The 2,370-nt window shown below is 47.7% G+C and carries 2 protein-coding genes; both read right to left on the bottom strand.

The genetic code is table 11. From position 1 onward, the window contains the following. Nucleotides 1-91: 91 nt before the first annotated feature. Nucleotides 92-1,054, bottom strand: a complete 963-nt coding sequence (locus D5270_RS16335) for a tyrosine-type recombinase/integrase (protein ID WP_166545072.1) — start codon at nt 1,052-1,054, stop codon at nt 92-94. A 128-nt stretch (nt 1,055-1,182) separates the two neighbouring features. Beyond that, nucleotides 1,183-2,370, bottom strand: a 1,188-nt coding sequence (gene mobP3, locus D5270_RS16330) for a MobP3 family relaxase (protein ID WP_207709421.1), incomplete at its 5' end; no start/stop codon positions are given.

Below are 2,370 nucleotides of genomic sequence, written 5' to 3'. Positions count from 1 at the left end.
ACATGGTTTACTGTCTCCTTTCTGAATGGGGTGTGATAACTTCATTCTACCAGAGAGCTGCAAACCGTGTCTCTTTTTGTTTTTGCGAAACTTATTTTACCTTATCCCCCGCCCTTTCAAGTACCCGATGTAGCATATGCAGGACGCTATCTGGCGAGATTGGCCCACCGTTGGGCGATGGAAATACATACTCACCGGCTACTTTGTTCCTCTGTTCCTGGAGAATTTCTACCGCATCTGCCCCAATAGACAGGGTTCTGTAGGAATTCTTTGTCTTTAATGGGGCCTCCACGACTTCCCCATTGATCCTGGCTACCTGCCGTTTCACTTGGATAGCGCCTGTGTCCAGGTTAATATCGTCCCACTTTAGGCCCAGCAGTTCGCCACGGCGTAAACCTGTTGCTAACTCAAGGTAGTACATCTCGAACACGCCGCTATTCTTGGCCTCACGGAAGAACGCAGCCAATTGGTCAGCGGTCAGCGTTTTCATCTCTTGGTGCTCAACCTTTGGTAGGGCACAACCGTCTGTGGGATTGCTTGAGATAAGTTTTTGACTTTTGGCAAGTTCCATTGCGGACGAAATCACCTGGTTTATGTTCCGCACAGTTTTCGCGCTCAAGCCTTTGGGCTGTTGCTTGGATTCCGTGCGCTCTACCCTGCCGCTGGTCAACAGCTTTCTGTAAAGAGCTTGGACTTCCAGTGTGGTCAGCTTACCGAGCGGTATCTTACCTATGTTCGGCTTAATATGATTTTCAATATAACCCTTGTATGTTTTGTGTGAGGATTGGCGTACCTTGATTTTGGCGTAGTTCTCAAACCATACGTCCATCCATTGGCCTACCGTGTACTGACCAGCTTTAACGATATCCAAGCCTTTGTTGTCCTCAATGGCCCTGGCCAGCTTTTCTTTGACCTCTGCCTGTGTCTTACCAAGCACGTTCTTATAAATCACCCTGCCGGACTCCGGGTCACGGCCTGCGGTGTACCGCCCTTCCCAGCGTCCGTCCTTGCGCTTGCGTATGTTGCCTTCTCCGTTTGCTCTACGTTTTGCCATACTCTGGCCCCCTTTCTGACCACCAACACTACCACATAGTACCCGCCTATGTCCACTGACATTTTTCTTATTTTTTCTGGTTTTTCACAAACCGTATTCTTTGTTTTGCACCGCAAAATTTGAGGGCCCTACATTCTCATCCCAAAAGCCTCATCGTCATCCATATCCTGTTGGACACTGCGCTCCGTTTTCAACCCATGCGCCGCCTTCTTCTGCTCTATTTTACTTCTGAGCTTGCTATCGATTTGAGCGTTCAGCCGAGCAATTTTCTTGTCATAACTCTTGGAGATTACCTTACACAGCGCGCTAACTACCGACCTCATAGCTGAACCTACATCATAACTTTGCACAGGCTCCGCATCTATAATTCTCATAGCCAGTGTCGCGCTCCTGACAATCACATTCTTAATACTGCGAAACTCAGGGTTATCCTCCAGAGGAATATCCGGCTTTTTCTTCTCATGATAGAGTGATAATTTCTCCCGGTTGATCTTGTTCCACTCAGAATTCAACTTTGCAATGTCATCGTCTTTTGCAAGCTCAGCCACAATCCTGTTGACCGTGTCCTTAACCTCTTTTGGCAAATAGCCATACTGCTTACGCCCTTTGCAGGTCTTTAGCTGCGAAACCAGTTTCAAAAATAGCATTTCTATTTCGGAAGTAGGGGCATAAGAATCACGGATTTTAGCAATCAGCTTTTCAATTTCCTCTCGGTTCTCCTTCTTCAGACGGTTGCGTAGGTCTGTTTCCATATTGAACAGCTTATACTGCTCCATATGAAAGATGTCATTACCCAGCATACTCCGCAGTTCAGCAATCCCATTTTTTGTCAGCCAACCCTGCTTTGCGTCCTTGGAATAGACCAGCAAGTGCATATGAGGATGGTGTGTGGTATTATGAAATGCTCCATACCATTCCAGGTTACTGATGTCAATTTTCTGAGCCTCAGCTAGCTCAGTAACATTCCTCCGCACCAATTCCCGCCATACCTCGGCCTTATTATAACCCAGCCGTTCGGCATCCTCGCGGTGTAAACTGATGACGTGTGTCCATATGATGCCTTTATGCTGACCCACTTCCTCGGCAACGGAATCCAAATCTATCTTGTCATCGGTCTGACTAAAGAGGCCATGGATCCCCAGCTTTTCTACCCCAGGTCGCTCTGCCATGTAGCTGACCAGTTTGTCTAACTCGCCGATACGGTCAGCGTTACGCTCAATGAAAGCATCGATGAACTCGCTGGCATTGCTCTTGGTGGGAGAGCTTTCGTAGTCATGGTACTCGCCATAGTCCTTAACCGCTGAATCAAATTTGAG

Origin of the sequence: Acutalibacter sp. 1XD8-36 (assembly GCF_009917525.1) — a bacterium.
GTDB lineage: Bacteria > Bacillota > Clostridia > Oscillospirales > Acutalibacteraceae > Acutalibacter.
This window is presented reverse-complemented; position numbering and strand designations above follow the sequence as displayed.